Source organism: Legionella sp. ST3F1, from assembly GCF_048553315.1.
GTDB classification, from domain to species: domain Bacteria; phylum Pseudomonadota; class Gammaproteobacteria; order Legionellales; family Legionellaceae; genus Tatlockia; species Tatlockia donaldsonii.
In genome coordinates this window covers 69,061-84,556 of record NZ_JBLZIO010000017.1, presented here as the reverse complement: position 1 = coordinate 84,556, position 15,496 = coordinate 69,061, and the positions used below count along the sequence as shown (strand labels likewise).

Here is a 15,496-nt window from a genome sequence, read left to right as displayed (position 1 = left end):
GGAACAGGAATGGGTGCGGCGGCAATATTTGAAGCCATTTAGGGTCTATTCCCATTTCTACTATCTGGAGTCGAAAAGCATTGATTCCCTGCATTTCGCTGCTCATTTACTTGCATGAAATTGGGTTGTGATGCTCGTAAATCAATGTTTTTCGACTCCAGCTTGAGAAATGTCAACAGACCTTGGGCTCTGTTACATGTTATCATTGCCTATAATTATTGATACTTTAGTATGCAAATAAGCCAGGTTCATCATGGATGCTATGCTCTTGGAACAAATTCATCAGCAACTAAACCCAGGTACACTGGAAGAACCACAGCCAAAATCGAATGAGGTGTTAATTAAAGTACATGCCTGTGGTATTTGTCGAACTGATTTACATGTTATAGATGGTGAATTAACAAGGCCCAAACTTCCTCTTGTTCCTGGCCATCAAATTGTTGGAACCATTAAAAAGCTAGGTAAGCGGGTTAAAAATTTTGTTATTGGTCAGCGAGTTGGTGTGCCATGGTTGGGTAGCAGTTGTGGTGTTTGTCATTTTTGCCTAACTGGTCGCGAAAATTTATGCGACGAGGCAAAATTCACTGGCTATCAAATTGACGGTGGTTTTGCCAACTATTGCGTAGCTGATTGGCGTTTCTGTTTTTCTATTCCAGAAGGATATCCTGATCATCAAGCGGCGCCTTTGTTTTGCGCAGGGTTAATAGGTTATCGCGCTTTATTAAAAACAGGGAATGCACAACATCTTGGTATCTATGGATTTGGTGCTGCAGCACATATTCTTATTCAAGTAGCACGTTACCAGCAACGGAAAGTTTATGCTTTCACTAGCCCTGGCGATCTAACTGCTCAGGATTTCGCCTATCAGTTAGGTGCTGTCTGGGCTGGTAGTTCAGAGAAATCACCACCACGCCTTCTTGAGGCAGCAATTATTTTCGCTCCCGTTGGTGAATTGGTTCCAATCGCGCTTCGAGCCACTGAGAAAGGAGGAACAGTGGTTTGCGCAGGTATTCACATGAGTGATATACCAAGTTTCCCTTACGCTGATCTCTGGGGAGAGCGAACCTTATGTTCTGTAGCTAATTTAACTCGGAAAGATGGTGAAGAGTTTTTAACACTAGCTCCGCAAATACCTATAAAAACAGAGGTTCACACTTATCCATTGCATGGGGTCAATCAAGCCTTGGATGATTTACGTTATGGGCGATTTACTGGTGCTGCAGTTATCGTCATGTAACTGAGTCGAAGAGCCTTGATTTAGGAGCCTCACAGTACATTTACAGAATAGTCAATACCGGAAATCAGTGCGGCTCAGATAGTAGCCAGCTCAACTGGCTCTAGTAGACCACGAATATGGGCTGCAGCGCAGACTCCTAAACCATTTAAGGCGTAACCGCCCTCTAATACGGACACCATCCGTCCCTGGCAACATCTCTCTGCGATAGTTTTTATTTTTTGCGTGATCCAAAGATAATCATTCGGTGTAAGTCTGAGATCCGCCATATCATCATCAATATAAGCATCAAAACCAGCCGAGAAAAAAATGAGCGAAGGGGCGAAGGATTGAATTTGCTCCAACCAATGTTCAGTTACTTTGGCACGAAACTGCTCGCCCGTTGTTCCAGCAGCCAAAGGGATATTGAGAATATGCTGATTTCTTGTTTCGGCACCACTAAAGGGGTAAAAAGGATGCTCGAAAGAAGAACAATACAAAACCCTTGGTTCTGCCTGAAAAATATTTTCAGTACCATTGCCATGGTGAACATCAAAATCAACGATAGCTATGCGTTGTAATTTGTAGAAATCCAGTGCATAGGCGGTCGCAACAGCAACATTATTAAAGAAACAAAAGCCCATTGCTTTATTACGTTCTGCATGATGTCCGGGTGGACGTACATTGCAAAAGGCTGCTTTAGTGTCGCCCTTCATGACTAAATCAACACCATATACTGCTGCGCCTGCTGCGTGAAGAGCAGCTATTAGAGAGTGAGGATTCATCCATACATCTGGATCTAAGGGAATGAGGCCTTTTTGCGGGGAGATATTAAAAATAAATTCAATATAATCCGGATCATGTACAAGTTGCAATTGATCTTTGGTCGCAAGAGGGGCCTGGTAATAGTTTAAATGCTCACTGAAACCACAACGAATTAACTCATCCTCAATGACTTGCAGCCGAGCTGGCTGTTCAGGATGTGTTGTTCCCATATTATGTAACAGACAATTTGGATGAGAAATAAACGCTACAGACATTTGAATCATCCTTGAAGTTTAGTTAGGCACATCAATGAAACACTACTTTCAGGCAAATTCCTAATAAAGAACAAACAGTGTAGAGCAGACATTAACACGAATGAGTGTTAATGTCTGGAACCTATTAGTGATAATACTTATTAAGCGTTGATATATACTCCGGAGCAGCAAAATTAGGCCAATGGTCTTTATCAAATCCAGGAGCATTCTTTAAACTTTCTTTGTCGATGTTCAAAAGAAAGCAATTATTTTTTTTATCATAGGTGAATAAATCCCAAGGAACAGCAAAAAATTTGTTGCCAAACCCTAAAAAACCACCAAAATCCAGGACTAGATAATTTACTTTCCCCATAAGTTTATCAATGACAACTTCGTTAATTTCTCCTAAATCTTCACCTAAAGAATTCTTAACTTTAACACCTGATACTTCGCTGCTTTTAACTATATTTGCATGATTCATAATATAACTCCTTTTATCATTATAAAAATATATTTAATCTAATAAATTAATCCCTAATCCTATAAGTATAGATTAGAGTTTTAAATGATATTAATGCGAAACTATAATTGCTTATGTCTTGTTTTATTTTTCATTATGTCTCTTTTGCTTTTAAATAGTGATATCCATACGACATGGAGGTCTAGCTAAAAAGCTTATCCATTGTAGAGCTTTTGGAAGAGTAATTTTTTTACCACTTAGTTAATAATAAGGAAACTGTTTCCTAAAATTTACGTAACCATCTTTCATGCTGTCTTTATATAAAGCAGCTTTTTCTGTTTCCTTATATTTTTTAGCTGAATATAAAGAAATTTCCATTATTATCCAATTAAATATTCCTTATATTCTACTCTTATTAACTCTCTGTCATAATGGTACTCTTCCAATTAAGATAAGTATCAAAAGAATAACTAGAATAAGGCCTATAAGCCCTGATGGCCCATATCCCCAATTACTACTGTAACCCCATCTAGGTAAGCCACCAATTAACAGTAAAATTAATAATACAATTAATAAAGTAGTAAGCATGATATTCCTCCATGAATGTACATTAAAAGTATAGCATTTTCTTTTATTTTTATTGAATTTGCATTGGTTTTTACATTGGATTAATTAGAGTTATTCATAATTTTCTCTATGCTAATATAAATAATAAAGTAATTTTTAAATTGGATTTTAGGAGCAAATCATGGACGCAATATCTTTTTTGATTAGTGAGCATAACAAAGTTAGAAGAACATTGAATGAAATAGCCAATACAAATTTTCGTGATGATAAACGACAAACGATGTTTGATGATTTATGTCATGAGCTTATCAGACATGAAACAATGGAACATAAAGTTTGGTATCCCTGCTTTAAGGACAATAAAAAATTAGATCCCACGGTAAAGCATTTACTCACAGAAGAGAAAAGGGCAGAAAAGGCTATTAAAGAGTTTGATGATATTAAAAGCCAACAAGAATGGGAGGAAAAATTTGCCCGTTTTAAAAATAATGTGATTCACCACGCAGAGGAAGAAGAAAATAAATTGTTTCCACAGGTAAAGAATTTACTTGGCGGTAATGAGTTGGAAATAATTGGTGAAAGAATGAGTCAGTTTAAAAAGAAATACGATGCTTAACTTATCGAAAAGGAGACTACCCTGAAAGGATAGTCTCCAATGTTTTAGTCTTGGACTTCACAGGTTATTTTAGTGCAATCACGGCAATTTTGAGCTGCAGCAGCAAAGGCATTACTAGCAGAAGCTTGAGTATTTGCCAGTTTATCATCGGCAGCTTTTTCAGAGGCTACATCACTGCTACTAGCATTTGTAGTACAGATCCATTTTGAATTCATATCTGTAACATTTGCTGCATAAACACTACTTCCTAAGATTAAGCCAGTGAATATTAAAATGAGTTTTTTCATGATTTTCGTCCTTGTAATATTTAAATAAAGTTCCATCTAATATAGTTGTCATTAATATAAATCAGAATTTTGTTTTAATACGAGCTCTCCTATAAATTATTAATAAGAATTCTTAAATTATAGTCTATTGGACAGTAGAAAAATTCATACAACTATTAAATGTATCACTTGCGATAATAATTTTTTAAATTTCCTTTTCAATTTAATAAGGTCAATCCGTACTTTTTTACTGACGAATAAAGCATAGAGAACAGTGAAAGAAGACCATTAAAATATTACCAATTTGTAGAATTAATTAAATTAGTTAGCAAATTATTTGCTTTGTTGTCTTAATATCCTACGCTTTTAATAAGGGAATTACTCAGGAGTAAGCATGCGAATACTGGTTCTCGCTGCTTGTCTTTATATTAATTCAGTTTTTGCCGATGTGATTGTCGGTTTTTCTGCCTATGAAAATGGTGATTATACAACCGCCTATCCTCACTTGGTACAAGCAGCCGATGAAGGAAATGATGAGGCCATGTATTTATTAGGGCGTATGTATCAATACGGTTATGGTGTGAATCATGATGATGTTAAAGCTGGAGAGTGGTATCAAAAAGCAGCGGCAAAAAATAATGCCTTAGCAGAGTTAAGTTTAGGTTTTTTATATGATAATGGTCGTGGCGTAAAACAGGATTATAAACAGGCATTCCTCTGGTATATGAAAGCAGCTGAGCATGGTAATGCGATTGCCCAAAGAAATATTGGTTTAATGTATGCTGTAGGAGATGGGATTGAAACGAGTGAAGTTAAGGCTTTTGAGTGGTTTAAAAAATCAGCAGAACAAGGTTATGCAAAAGCACAGGTTAACTTGGGTTATCAATACATGATGGGTTATGGTACTGAGAAAGATGTAGAGAAAGCTTTATATTGGTATGAAAAAGCGGCAGAGCAAGGTGACGCAAAAGGACAATATAGTCTTGGTCTTTTATATACAGGCAAATACGGTATAGCTCAGGATCAACGTGCAGCCACTTACTGGTTTTCCAGCGCCGCCAATCAAGGACATAGAAATGCCCAAGCCTATTTGGCCTATCAATATCTCAATGGATTGGGTGTAGAAGCAGATGCCCAAAAAGCGGTTTATTGGTATGAAGCGTCTGCTGAACAGGGAAATTCACAAGCTCAGGCGGAACTGGGGCAACTTTTGCTGACTGGCGTTGGCGTTAATAAAGATTACGAACAAGCAGCTTATTGGTTTGGCAAAGCGGCAGATCAAGGCAATGCAATGGCTCAGGGGAAATTAGGTTATCTATATTTGGCTGGTCTTGGTGTGAATAAAGATGTTTCTAAGGCTTATGCCTGGTTGAAATTGGCTACTGTTAATAAAAATCAGCAAGCATCAAAGGAGCTTGCCCGACTTGAACCTACTATGTCTACTCAAGATAAAGATCGCGGTGAAGAGCTATTCCAGCAAATAAAAAACAAGAAAGAATAGTCTTTATCCATGCGTATTTAAGCTTTCACTTAATATAAGAGCAGCCATTTTTCCCTGTTTATCTTTATTACGCTTAATGATGGTATAGTTAACGAGACTTAACTCACCTATTCTGACCGTTGCAATTGTCATAAAATATTGGCTTTCGACGGTAATTTGGTCACTGCGGATATTCAATTTTTCTAAAATAGGGTAGATCTCTTTAAGATCAGAAATACCTTTTTTTCTACGTGCAGCTAGTAACTCATTGACTTGTTCTTCATTAAGCCCGTTACCCAGTGTCATTAAAAGTTGTTTCGGTGCTGTATTTATATTAATCGGAGTTGATTCTGGTAGGGCTATGACATAAGGAAACAGGCGTTGATAGAGTTTGGCATTAACACCTTTAATTAATCTGAGCTCAGAGACACTCTGCATCGGTTGCTGGCTGGGGTAGTAGCCGGGCTTTTTTCGTAAATAATAAGAAAAAAATTCATTACCAACTCCGGGCTGATAAGGCATCAACCAATTGGTTGTCGCTAAAGTAAGTTCTTTACGCTCATCTGGAGTCATTTGTGATGATATCGATTCTAATAATTGGGCAAAGAGAGCCTGATATTTCTTATCGGTTAAATTATTTAAATTAAAGCGGGCTTGTAAATCATATAAGCCACCTTCAATTAGAGCTTCTGGATAGAGTCTTTGCAGTTTGGTAGGAAAATTGCTAATTTTGCCATAGACATCACCAACCCGGAAAGAAATTTTCTTCGAGGAGAGCATATCCATTGCCCAAAAACTTAGTGCCTGCGAAGCTAGATAGAGTTTATCACTATTTATTGTCAAACGAGTACGGTAAATATCAAGTTGCAAGCGAGTGCTCATTGCTGTAGCCGCTATTGCAACAAGCGTCATGATAAAGAGTGCGGAAATAAGCGCACTTCCTTTATTTTTGGCCCTATTAAGCACTATAAAGAGCCTCCGGAATAATCAATAGAAAACTCATTTTTCCCCAGTTTTTTAATGTTAAGGAAAATTGAATTGCTTTTGGAAAAGGTTCTTTACGCTGGTTTTGCTGTAAGGCATTCGCAAACCATTCAGGCAATACTTGTAAGCTATAATTCAAATAGGCAAATTCACAGTCTTCCAGGCCATAAAGTAGTGATTGGTCTTCATAGCGACTACGCTCCACTGTATCAAGTGTTTCCCAACTTCTTCTTAGCAGTTGATGTTTATCACATAAATAAGCGATGCGTTGAAGAGTACTACGTTTTTCAGTGGCTTCGGGATTTGCAACACCAGTGCGAGTAAATTCAAGGTAGTGTGCTTGCCCTACAAAAGGAGGAAAAATATGCATGTCATTCCCGCGGACAGCTCTTTCTACAGCTTGTTTTGTATCTTGTTCAATGCGGGTGATTGCTAATTGCAAGGTATTCAATTGCTCCGCTTGATGTGCTACCTGCTTTTGAGTATGAAAGGCATTATACATCGCAGAAGAACATAGGCTTGCCAGAATGGCAAAAACAACCAGCGCAATTAAAATTTCAAGAAGAGTAAAGCCCTGTTGTTTGTTCATTTTTGTTGATACCGAAATGCTACTAATGGAGAGCCAAAGGGGCCGGCCTGGTTTTTACTGACAGTGATGGTAATTTGTTGCATAGATTTGATGGGTGTAGAATTAGCCCGGACACGCCAATACCATCGTTGACCAAGCATCGTAGTGACTTGGGTGACTTCCTGGCTGGTATTCACTTGTAATAAGCCTAGTTGAACCATGGCTACTCCTTGCATAGCCACCCAATGACTTATCGTTTTCTCTTTTATTCGTTGTGTGTTGACTATATTTTGGGCAGAAGATTTCAGCAAGGCAGTTAAGGCTATGCTAATAACAGCCAGGGCTAAGAGAACCTCAATCAAAGTAAAGCCTGTCTGATTTTTGTATTGATGAGAGCGCTTGGTCATGATACTTGGGGTTTTAGGAGAACAAGCTGCCCATTGCGTTTACCAATCAGAGTAGCCAATCCAGGCTTATCAGTTGTACCAAAACGTAATTTAAAGACAGTTAAATTACCAGAAGGGCTCACCATAATATCAGGCATCCGCGTATTATTTTTGAGTGGGCTTTCCAAATCAATGACAAGATTATTAGGAAAATGTTGCCAATGAAAAATGCTTTTTTCTGGCATAGCCTGCCATGTGTTTCCCTGTTCTAAACGATAGGTTTTATAACCTTGGTTATTAATATCAACACCTAAATTTTTTCCTTCGATAATTGCTTGTTGTTGCACTAGCTTAAGGTAAGCAGAAAACTGCTCTGCCGCAACAATAATGCGTCGGCTGGCGCCAAAATCACCAAAGGCAAGTAAGGCAAAGCTTAAAGTGATGCTGATAATAAACAGCACCACTAAAATTTCAATGAGGGTAAAGCCCCCCTTATTGCGCATCCCAATTACCTATTTCTGCATTAATACCACTGCCTCCCTGTTGCCCATCAGCTCCTAAGGTAAAAATATCTATTTCACCATGCTCTCCTGGATTAAGATATAAATACTCACGACCCCAAGGATCTTTAGGTATAGATTTTAGGTATTGTTTCCAATCACGAGGAATAGGGTTAGAAGTAGGCTTTTCAACTAAGGCATGGAGACCCTGATCTGTACTGGGGTAAATGCCATTATCCAATTTATAAAGATCCATCGCGTTTTGAATTGCAAGTACATCTTGTTTCGCTTTAACAACACGAGCTTCATCCGGTCGACTGATAATTTTAGGCACTACAATGGAAGCAAGAATACCCAGGATGACGACTACAACCATAATTTCAATTAAAGAAAAGCCACTTTGTCTGTTCATTAAAAACTCCTCAATCAATTTGTTAGAGGCTGTTGACGATCATGGCTTGATTTTTCGAACTTCGCAGCGAAGACTCAGTATTTGAGCAGCAAAACGCAGTAAATCAAGCTATAAGCACGAAATGTAAATAACCCCTGGACTGATTCTACTATAAGGTGAGCATGCACGATACGAAAAAGGATAGCTGTTATTGAAACTTGTTAGATTCTTATCCGTACGTAAATACTATTGACTAGGTAACAAGCTGTTCCATAGAAAATATGGGTAGGAGAGTGGCCAACACGATAAATAAAACAACCGCTCCCATGAGTAGAATGACCAGGGGCTCAAGAAGGGTTAATGCAGTATCAATGAGGTGTTTTACTTCACTATCAAGATGCGAAGCAGCACGTTCCATCATGACAGCTATTTGTCCGCTTTTTTCACCACTAGCAATTAAATGAGTTGCCATTGGACTTAAATAACTTGTTTCTTTTAATGCTTGACTGATGGAACTTCCTTCTCTGACCCTTATGGTGGCGAGATCGAATGCATTACGCATGACCAGGTTAGTCACCAGACTTGCAGAAACACGCATGGTTTCCAGGACATTAACTCCGGCAGTAAATAAAATACTAAAGGTGTGAATATAGCGTGCTACATTAATGGATCTAACCAAATAGGAAACAATGGGTAATTTTAACAACACCTGATGCCAGGCGGTACGGATTTTCAGATGATGAAGACTCTTTTTAAAGCCCGCTAGCAGAATAATAATGATTCCCAAGCTAATTAATCCGTAAGATTTAATGAATCCACTGAGGGTAATAAGCACTTTAGTCATATTCGGCAAAGATTGGCCACTACTGGTAAAGACTTCAATAATTTTGGGCACGACAAAAGCAAGCAAGAAACCAATGATCGCAGTTGAAACAACAATCATCACCGAGGGATAAATAAGCGCCTGCTGAATTTTCTGTCTGGTTTCTTGCTGATTTTCAGTATATTGCGCCAGTTTTTCTAATACGAGATCCAAACGACCTGTTTGTTCACCTGCACCTACCGTTGCTCGATAAAGTTCTGGAAACGCATTAGGAAATTCAGCCATTGCTTGTGCCAAAGCATATCCTTCAAGTACTTTGGAGCGAACACCGATAATTAATTCTCGGACTTTATCTTTTTCGGTTTGCTCACTGACACCGCGCAAAGATTCTTCTACAGGAATACCGGCAGCAAGCAAAGTTGCCAACTGGCGAGTAAATAAGGATAAATCTTGCGCAGATAGCTTGTCTTTTCTGCGTGACTGCTGTTGCTTAACCAAAGCACGAATTTGTGTTGGAATTAAACCACGCTCACGGAGTAATTGGCGTGCTTGGCGTTCTGAATCAGCTTCAATAACACCTTTCGCAGTCGAACCCGCTTTATTTAGCGCTTGATAATGATAGGCGCCCATATTCACTACTATTAGTTTTAATAGGAAACAGTGTAATCTATTGGGTTTAGTAAGTCACTTAGGGTAGACTTGGTGGTGGTCAATCTTGGAGATGATAATGAACAAAGAAGTAATATACGAGAAAATAAAAGCACACGATGCTAAATTTATTGATTTGCGATTTACAGACACACGAGGAAAAGAACAACATATCACTATTCCTGTTGGGGCTGTAGATGATGATTTCCTTGAAAACGGTAAAATGATTGACGGCTCTTCTATCAAAGGTTGGCAAAAAATTCATCAGTCAGATCTAACTCTAATGCCTGATATGGATACAATCCTTCCTGATCCATTTTATCAGGATAATACACTGATTCTTCGTTGCAATGTGGTTGATCCGCAAACTATGCTAGGTTATGACCGTGATCCACGTTCCATAGCACAGCGAGCAGAGGTTTATTTGCAATCGACCGGTATAGCAGATAAAGCTTTTTTTGGACCCGAGCCCGAATTTTTCCTGTTTGACGACGTGCGCTGGGAAACAAACATGAGTGGGTCTTTTTATAAAGTTGATTCTGATGAGGCACATTGGAATTCTGGTAAAAATTTTGAAGGTGGCAATATTGGCCATCGTCCCAGTGTCAAGGGTGGCTATTTCCCTGTTCCACCAGTCGACTCCTCACAGGATATCCGCTCTGCAATCTGTTTGACACTAGAGTCCTTAGGCATGGTTGTCGAAGCGCATCATCATGAAGTAGCTACCGGAAACCAATGTGAGGTAGCAACGCGTTTTAATAGCTTAACTAAAAAAGCCGACGAACTACAAATTTTAAAATATGTTATCCATAACGTAGCTCATAATTATGGTAAAACAGCGACTTTCATGCCTAAACCTTTAGTAGGTGATAATGGTAATGGTATGCATTGTCACCAATCTTTAATGAAAGATGGCGTCAACTTGTTTAGTGGTGATCAATATGCTGGTCTGTCAGAAACAGCCCTTTATTACATTGGTGGTATTATCAAGCATGCAAGAGCACTGAATGCCTTTACCAACCCGGCTACTAACAGTTACAAGCGTCTGGTTCCTGGTTTTGAAGCCCCTGTTTTACTGGCCTATTCGGCTCGTAACCGTTCTGCAGCGATCCGTATTCCTCATATTAATAATCCGAAAGGTCGTCGGATTGAGGTGCGCTTCCCGGATCCAATGGCTAACCCATATCTTGCATTTTCTGCAATGATGATGGCCGGATTGGATGGTATACAAAAGAAAATTCACCCAGGTCAACCCATTGATAAAGATCTTTATGATCTTCCTCCTGAAGAGTTGGTGGATGTACCTACGGTATGTGGCTCCCTGGAGCAAGCTGTACAACATCTACTAGAGGACCATGACTTTCTGTTGCAAGGTGATGTTTTTAGTCGCGATTTTATTAAAAGTTATATTTCTCTTCGCGAAGCTGAGATTGCACAAGTTAGAAGTCTTGTCCATCCTATTGAGTTTGAATTGTATTACAGTCTCTAAGAAGCCAGTAACTAAGGTATTATTATCATCTTCATACTGCTGACTGTCAGTTCTTTATAAACGCAGGTTTATAAGTGAATTGACAGTACAGGCAGGATAGCCGTTCAAGGCCATTTTTATGGCTTCCTCCAAGTTTTTGAATATTACTAGGTGCAGTTGTTAAGTTATTAAAGGGTAAAATCATTAAAATTATTAATAAAACTCAATTCTTCACCTTGAAATTGTTGGCGGATGTCCACATATAAGTGGAATGAAATGTCCCCTGTAGCATCTAAGCAATAAAGAATAAAGGGGTAAATCTAATAGTAATGCTCTTAGAAGTAATATTCGTGAGTATCCAGTAATCATTTTTTTAATTTTTATGAGTCATGGGAGATTTATAAATGGTGGCTAAGCAACAAACAATGGGGTTCCAAACTGAAGTGAAACAGATGTTACATCTTGTTGTTCATTCACTTTACTCCAATAAGGAAATCTTTTTACGTGAATTAATCTCAAACGCATCTGATGCTTTGGATAAGCTTCGTTTCCTTGCTCTTGCTAATGCCTCATTGTACGAAAAAGACTCTGATCTACGTATCACTGTCGAATTCAATGAAAAGTTAAAAACAATCACAATCAAAGACAATGGTATTGGCTTAAGCTGGGATGAAGCGGTTGAAAATTTGGGTACTATCGCCAAGTCAGGAACCAAGGAATTTATGAGTCACTTAACGGGTGAACAAGCAAAAGATTCTCATCTGATTGGCCAATTCGGTGTCGGTTTTTATTCTGCTTTTATTGTGGCAGATAAGGTTACCGTTAAAAGCCGGCGTGCTGGCCTCAGCGCTGATGAAGGCATTGTCTGGCAATCCAATGGTGAAGGTGAGTTCACTATTGGCCAGGAAAAGAGAAAAGAGCGGGGCACAGAAATTATTTTGCACTTGAAGGAAGATCAGGATGAATTTTTGAGTGACTGGCGCTTGCGTAGCATTATCCATAAATATTCGGATCATATTTGTTGGCCAATTATGATGAAAAAAATGGATGAAGTTGAGCAAGAAGAGAAAAAAGAGAAAGCAAGTGAAAGCCCTGATTTTGAAGCGGTCAATAAAGCAACGGCTTTATGGACTATGCAAAAATCAGAAATCAGCGATGAAGATTATAAAACCCTCTATAAACATATCGCTCACGATTACCAGGATCCTTTAATCTGGTCCCATAACCACGTAGAAGGCAAACACGATTACATTAGTTTACTCTACATACCTGCAAATGCTCCCTTTGATTTATGGCAACAGGAAATGAAACACGGCCTAAAGCTCTATGTGAAGCGTGTTTTCATTATGGATGATGCAACCCAATTTTTGCCACGCTATCTACGATTTGTAAAAGGAATTGTGGATGCCAGTGATTTACCACTAAATGTTTCGCGTGAAATTCTACAAGATAATAAGCAGGTTGAGTCCATCAGAGCCGCATGTACTAAGCGTGTTTTGTCAATGCTGGATAAATTGAGTAAAGATGATCCTGAAAAATATCAACTTTTCTGGGAGCAATTTGGCTTGGCACTTAAGGAAGGACCGGTAGAAGATTATGCTAACCGGGAAGCAATCGCCAAATTATTGCGTTTTAGCAGTTCAACATCCAACTCAGAAAAGCAAACGGTTACCTTGGATGATTATTTTTCACGCATGAAAGAGGGGCAGGATAAAATTTATTACATCACGGCAGCTAGCTATAATGCAGCCAAAAATAGCCCACATCTTGAGATTTTCAATAAAAAAGGTATTGAGGTTTTGCTCTTAAGTGATCGTATTGATGAGTGGTTAGTTAGTTATCTAAGTGAGTTTAATGGCAAGAAATTGCAATCGATCAGTAAAGGCAAAGTCGATCTTCCAGCCGGTGATGACACGAGTGATACTCCACAAGCAAAAGAGCAGGAAAAGGCTTTGGAGCCCATGCTCAAGCAAATTAAAGATGTTCTTGGAGAGCGGGTCAAAGAAGTACAATTCACTAACCGCTTGACCAATTCGCCAGCTTGTATTGTGGCAGATGAACAGGACATGGGTCTGGAAATGCAGCGCATTTTGCAAGCAGCTGGGCAAAAGGTATCGGCGAGCAAACCCATTTTTGAAATTAATCCGGAACACGCTTTGATCAAACGCTTACATGGCATAACGGATGATGGTTTATTTGCTGAGTGGGTTGTGATGTTATTCGAGCAAGCAGTCCTTGCAGAAGGAGGTCAGCTTGAAAACCCTGCTGATTTTGTTAGTCGAGTGAATAAACTCTTGTTGGAAGCTTAATAGCAAATTTAAGCCCGTTTTAGACGGGCTTTTTTATAATTCTAATAATTACAGTCAGCCATCTTTGTCGCTTCTATTCTCTTGTCTGAGCTTGATGTCAGGAGAAACTGTTTTTTGATTAATGATCGAAAAAAAAATATAATCCCCCATTTTGGGGGATTATATGTTCGATCTTATTCAACTTTGGAAAAATATTTCTATAGAAAGCGCGCCTGTACCTCAACCTGTTACACGTAGTTATGCTCCTGATACTAAACCAGGAGCAATTAATTTTGATACAAATACAGCACAGTCAAGTTTTCAATTTAAAAAATCACCAAACGTTGTTTTTGTAAAAAGCGTGAAAACTTTAGCACCTGCTAATTTATATGATGATTTGCCAGCAGTCACTCTAACGGATGAGGAAGAAACAGCACGTTTATTGGTGGTAGAAGAGCAAAAAAAGAAAAACCCCAAGTTTTACGATGGCCAACAAATGGTTATTACTGGGGTGGTCTATGATGAAGTCGCGAATACAGTTTATATGGAAGCTAAAAGAGTTCCTTATTCTTTTATTGTCGCTTTATCAAGCAAGAAATTTCCGGAGCAGAGTGAACTTTATAAACAGAGCTTTTTTAAGACAGGAGTTCTTGCTCCTTTAGTAACCACTAATGGTAAAACGGTGTTAATGCAGCGAGTCCAACTTGGTTTATATTCTGTTCCTGGCGGTTTTTTGGAAGCACATGATGTTGAAAAAAGGCTAAATTTTGCTGATGGTCGAAATTTAGTGGTTGAAACAGCCAAGAGTGAAGTAACAGAAGAAATAGCAGGAATTGCAGGGAAAAAAGAATTACGCTTCGATTTTTCCGAGCCTGAAATCACTGCGCTTTCCTTTCGAAGAACAGCCGGAAATCCAATAGGTACCGTGGAGTTTGTCGCGCCGGTGCAAGCCAAGTGTCATAGTGCCTATATAAGCGAGTGTGTAATACCCAAGAATTTAGCTAAAGATGCGCGCGAACACTCAACTAATCACGCCGTTATACCTTTAGATTCACAAGACAGGGAAGCATTATTGACAACATTGCTAAGTGGACCTGGTATTCTTCCTGGTGCGGTTCTTCACTTACCAGTTGTATTGAGCTTAGCGAGCAAAGAAAATGCTGGTGCAATGATACCTTTGCCACGAAGAATCCCGAATAGTGGTTCAATTGCATGGCCATTGAGTATATTTTCAGCCAAACCGGAAAAACCCTTGCCTTTAATTCACCAGGAAGAAGAAGTCAACGACACTGGTTTTAATTTAATTTCATAAGATTAAATAATCCAATAAAAAAAGGCTCGTGAATACGGGCCTTTTTCAGAGTCTAATAGCGGTTTAGCTAACAGTGTATTACTCGTCTGTAAGACGAAAATATTTTGTGCCGAAATAACGTTGTAATTTTTTTCTGATAGTACCACGGCTGATTCCAAGCATTTTCGCTGCTTGCAGTTGATTACCACGACGTTTCTCCATAACAGCCTGTAGAAGAGGTGGCTCTACTTCAGAAAGAATCATGTCATACAGATCATCAATGGACTTGCCTTTATTTTCAGCAAGAAAGCGAGTTACTAAACCATAAACCAAGTCTTGAAGACCTTGTTCTTGTTTCGTAGTTTGAGAAGATGCTTGTGTATCAATGACATTCATCGTAACTTCCTTATTTTGGTTAAATCATTCTATCCCAATACTTTCACCATCAGGTGGAAGCAAGATTAATTGTACATGAAGGTTAATTGATAATCTACATAAATCTTAAGGTTCCCTTAATAATTGGTTGAT

General features: G+C 38.8%; 17 protein-coding genes. 6 read left to right on the top strand and 11 right to left on the bottom strand.

Translation table 11 applies throughout. The annotated features are described in order from the left end of the window. Positions 1 to 253: 253 nt before the first annotated feature. Entirely contained in the window at positions 254 to 1,237 is a 984-nt protein-coding gene (locus tag ACN4Z1_RS12030; RefSeq protein ID WP_228364693.1) for a zinc-dependent alcohol dehydrogenase family protein, read from the top strand. Positions 1,238 to 1,311: 74 nt separating this feature from the next. Here the strand turns inward: ACN4Z1_RS12030 and ACN4Z1_RS12025 are convergent, their stop codons facing one another. The 3 genes from ACN4Z1_RS12025 to ACN4Z1_RS12015 form a co-directional block, all read right to left on the bottom strand. Next, positions 1,312 to 2,253 (bottom strand): histone deacetylase family protein, encoded by a 942-nt coding sequence (locus ACN4Z1_RS12025; protein WP_419388076.1) that lies wholly within the window; start codon positions 2,251 to 2,253, stop codon positions 1,312 to 1,314. A 124-nt stretch (positions 2,254 to 2,377) separates the two neighbouring features. Then, positions 2,378 to 2,713, bottom strand: a complete 336-nt coding sequence (locus ACN4Z1_RS12020) for a PRC-barrel domain-containing protein (protein ID WP_115221278.1) — start codon at positions 2,711 to 2,713, stop codon at positions 2,378 to 2,380. A 405-nt stretch (positions 2,714 to 3,118) separates the two neighbouring features. Beyond that, the gene (locus ACN4Z1_RS12015; protein ID WP_115175154.1) at positions 3,119 to 3,280 is read right to left on the bottom strand and encodes a DUF3309 family protein; all 162 of its coding nucleotides are present in this window, start codon (positions 3,278 to 3,280) and stop codon (positions 3,119 to 3,121) included. 160 nt (positions 3,281 to 3,440) lie between these two features. Between ACN4Z1_RS12015 and ACN4Z1_RS12010 the strand changes: the two genes are divergently transcribed. Further along, a complete protein-coding gene (locus tag ACN4Z1_RS12010) occupies positions 3,441 to 3,875 on the top strand; it encodes a hemerythrin domain-containing protein (RefSeq protein ID WP_115221279.1) in 435 nt (144 codons plus the stop codon). A gap of 44 nt (positions 3,876 to 3,919) precedes the next feature. Here ACN4Z1_RS12010 and ACN4Z1_RS12005 read toward each other — a convergent pair whose 3' ends face one another. Continuing rightward, on the bottom strand, positions 3,920 to 4,162 hold the full coding sequence (locus ACN4Z1_RS12005; protein ID WP_115221280.1) for a hypothetical protein: 243 nt from the start codon (positions 4,160 to 4,162) through the stop codon (positions 3,920 to 3,922). Between the two features lie 373 nt (positions 4,163 to 4,535). Between ACN4Z1_RS12005 and ACN4Z1_RS12000 the strand changes: the two genes are divergently transcribed. Beyond that, positions 4,536 to 5,642 (top strand): SEL1-like repeat protein, encoded by a 1,107-nt coding sequence (locus ACN4Z1_RS12000; protein ID WP_228364691.1) that lies wholly within the window; start codon positions 4,536 to 4,538, stop codon positions 5,640 to 5,642. A gap of 3 nt (positions 5,643 to 5,645) precedes the next feature. On the opposite strand, the gene gspK is transcribed toward ACN4Z1_RS12000, so the two are convergent. From gspK to lspF, 6 genes are all read right to left on the bottom strand, one after another. Further along, entirely contained in the window at positions 5,646 to 6,587 is a 942-nt protein-coding gene (gspK, locus tag ACN4Z1_RS11995; protein ID WP_228364690.1) for a type II secretion system minor pseudopilin GspK, read from the bottom strand. Continuing rightward, a complete protein-coding gene (gene lspJ, locus ACN4Z1_RS11990) occupies positions 6,580 to 7,194 on the bottom strand; it encodes a GspJ family T2SS minor pseudopilin variant LspJ (RefSeq protein ID WP_228364689.1) in 615 nt (204 codons plus the stop codon). Before lspJ ends, gspK begins: the two co-directional genes overlap by 8 nt. Further along, entirely contained in the window at positions 7,191 to 7,580 is a 390-nt protein-coding gene (gspI, locus tag ACN4Z1_RS11985) for a type II secretion system minor pseudopilin GspI (protein WP_228364688.1), read from the bottom strand. Before gspI ends, lspJ begins: the two co-directional genes overlap by 4 nt. After that, positions 7,577 to 8,062, bottom strand: coding sequence for a type II secretion system minor pseudopilin GspH (gspH, locus tag ACN4Z1_RS11980; protein ID WP_228364687.1), 486 nt, complete (start codon positions 8,060 to 8,062; stop codon positions 7,577 to 7,579). The genes gspI and gspH overlap by 4 nt, the downstream gene beginning before the upstream one ends. After that, the gene (gene lspG / locus ACN4Z1_RS11975) at positions 8,052 to 8,471 is read right to left on the bottom strand and encodes a GspG family T2SS major pseudopilin variant LspG (protein ID WP_058443746.1); all 420 of its coding nucleotides are present in this window, start codon (positions 8,469 to 8,471) and stop codon (positions 8,052 to 8,054) included. Before lspG ends, gspH begins: the two co-directional genes overlap by 11 nt. A 232-nt stretch (positions 8,472 to 8,703) precedes the next feature. Then, positions 8,704 to 9,903, bottom strand: coding sequence for a GspF family T2SS innner membrane protein variant LspF (gene lspF / locus ACN4Z1_RS11970; RefSeq protein ID WP_228364686.1), 1,200 nt, complete (start codon positions 9,901 to 9,903; stop codon positions 8,704 to 8,706). Positions 9,904 to 10,000: 97 nt separating this feature from the next. On the opposite strand from lspF, the gene glnA reads away from it, so the two are divergent. The 3 genes from glnA (at position 10,001) to ACN4Z1_RS11955 (ending at position 14,989) form a co-directional block, all read left to right on the top strand. Then, positions 10,001 to 11,410, top strand: a complete 1,410-nt coding sequence (gene glnA, locus ACN4Z1_RS11965) for a type I glutamate--ammonia ligase (protein WP_115221286.1) — start codon at positions 10,001 to 10,003, stop codon at positions 11,408 to 11,410. A 383-nt stretch (positions 11,411 to 11,793) separates the two neighbouring features. Next, entirely contained in the window at positions 11,794 to 13,698 is a 1,905-nt protein-coding gene (gene htpG, locus ACN4Z1_RS11960; RefSeq protein ID WP_228364685.1) for a molecular chaperone HtpG, read from the top strand. 163 nt (positions 13,699 to 13,861) lie between these two features. Continuing rightward, positions 13,862 to 14,989, top strand: a complete 1,128-nt coding sequence (locus ACN4Z1_RS11955) for a hypothetical protein (RefSeq protein WP_228364684.1) — start codon at positions 13,862 to 13,864, stop codon at positions 14,987 to 14,989. A 78-nt stretch (positions 14,990 to 15,067) separates the two neighbouring features. On the opposite strand, the gene ACN4Z1_RS11950 is transcribed toward ACN4Z1_RS11955, so the two are convergent. Further along, positions 15,068 to 15,364, bottom strand: coding sequence for a helix-turn-helix domain-containing protein (locus ACN4Z1_RS11950; protein ID WP_115221289.1), 297 nt, complete (start codon positions 15,362 to 15,364; stop codon positions 15,068 to 15,070). Positions 15,365 to 15,496: the final 132 nt, after the last annotated feature.

Bases quoted from the DNA above. Each gene is read 5' to 3' on its own strand.
- ACN4Z1_RS12030 (WP_228364693.1), top strand. From the start codon at position 254: ATGGATGCTATGCTCTTGGAACAAATTCATCAGCAACTAAACCCAGGT.
- ACN4Z1_RS12025 (WP_419388076.1), bottom strand. From the start codon at position 2,253: ATGTCTGTAGCGTTTATTTCTCATCCAAATTGTCTGTTACATAATATG.
- ACN4Z1_RS12020 (WP_115221278.1), bottom strand. From the start codon at position 2,713: ATGAATCATGCAAATATAGTTAAAAGCAGCGAAGTATCAGGTGTTAAA.
- ACN4Z1_RS12015 (WP_115175154.1), bottom strand. From the start codon at position 3,280: ATGCTTACTACTTTATTAATTGTATTATTAATTTTACTGTTAATTGGT.
- ACN4Z1_RS12010 (WP_115221279.1), top strand. From the start codon at position 3,441: ATGGACGCAATATCTTTTTTGATTAGTGAGCATAACAAAGTTAGAAGA.
- ACN4Z1_RS12005 (WP_115221280.1), bottom strand. From the start codon at position 4,162: ATGAAAAAACTCATTTTAATATTCACTGGCTTAATCTTAGGAAGTAGT.
- ACN4Z1_RS12000 (WP_228364691.1), top strand. From the start codon at position 4,536: ATGCGAATACTGGTTCTCGCTGCTTGTCTTTATATTAATTCAGTTTTT.
- lspJ (WP_228364689.1), bottom strand. From the start codon at position 7,194: ATGAACAAACAACAGGGCTTTACTCTTCTTGAAATTTTAATTGCGCTG.
- gspI (WP_228364688.1), bottom strand. From the start codon at position 7,580: ATGACCAAGCGCTCTCATCAATACAAAAATCAGACAGGCTTTACTTTG.
- gspH (WP_228364687.1), bottom strand. From the start codon at position 8,062: ATGCGCAATAAGGGGGGCTTTACCCTCATTGAAATTTTAGTGGTGCTG.
- lspG (WP_058443746.1), bottom strand. From the start codon at position 8,471: ATGAACAGACAAAGTGGCTTTTCTTTAATTGAAATTATGGTTGTAGTC.
- lspF (WP_228364686.1), bottom strand. From the start codon at position 9,903: ATGGGCGCCTATCATTATCAAGCGCTAAATAAAGCGGGTTCGACTGCG.
- glnA (WP_115221286.1), top strand. From the start codon at position 10,001: ATGAACAAAGAAGTAATATACGAGAAAATAAAAGCACACGATGCTAAA.
- htpG (WP_228364685.1), top strand. From the start codon at position 11,794: ATGGTGGCTAAGCAACAAACAATGGGGTTCCAAACTGAAGTGAAACAG.
- ACN4Z1_RS11955 (WP_228364684.1), top strand. From the start codon at position 13,862: ATGTTCGATCTTATTCAACTTTGGAAAAATATTTCTATAGAAAGCGCG.
- ACN4Z1_RS11950 (WP_115221289.1), bottom strand. From the start codon at position 15,364: ATGAATGTCATTGATACACAAGCATCTTCTCAAACTACGAAACAAGAA.